Here is a 429-nt window from a genome sequence, read left to right as displayed (position 1 = left end):
AAAAGATTATTTTAATGGAGGAGAAGGAATGGAAGATGATCCAAACCCTTATGATTACAGGCGTATAGCAGAACCAATAAAATAATAATCTCTTTTTAAATAAAATTTAAAATAAAGATAAATTTAACATAGACACATGTGCTCGAAAAGCACATTTTTTTGCACAATCTCGCGAAGAATCAGGCTTAGATTTAAAAGGAGCCTTAGAAGGAGAAAGTTTAAATTATGCTGCGCAAGATTTACCCAAACATTTTAAAGCTTTTCGGGCCAATCCGGCCTTGAAAGAAAAAAGCCCTCCTAATGAATTAGCCTATCAATATGGAAGGACGGCTCAGCACCCGGCCAATCAAAGAAAAATAGCAGAAATAGCATACGGCAATCGTAAGGAATTAGGAAATAAAGGAGGAGAAGACGGCTGGAGATTTTAAG

1 protein-coding gene is annotated in these 429 nt (G+C 35.9%); it reads left to right on the top strand.

Annotation, left to right across the window (positions count from 1 at the left end; all coding sequences use genetic code 11):
• The first annotated feature begins 278 nt into the window (after window positions 1-278).
• Window positions 279-428: a hypothetical protein gene (locus GFV01_RS10045; protein ID WP_160567220.1), complete on the top strand. Its 150-nt coding sequence runs from the start codon at window positions 279-281 to the stop codon at window positions 426-428.
• The last annotated feature ends 1 nt before the right edge of the window (window position 429 follow it).

Source organism: Apibacter sp. B2912, from assembly GCF_009827835.1.
Classification (GTDB): domain Bacteria; phylum Bacteroidota; class Bacteroidia; order Flavobacteriales; family Weeksellaceae; genus Apibacter.
This window is presented reverse-complemented; position numbering and strand designations above follow the sequence as displayed.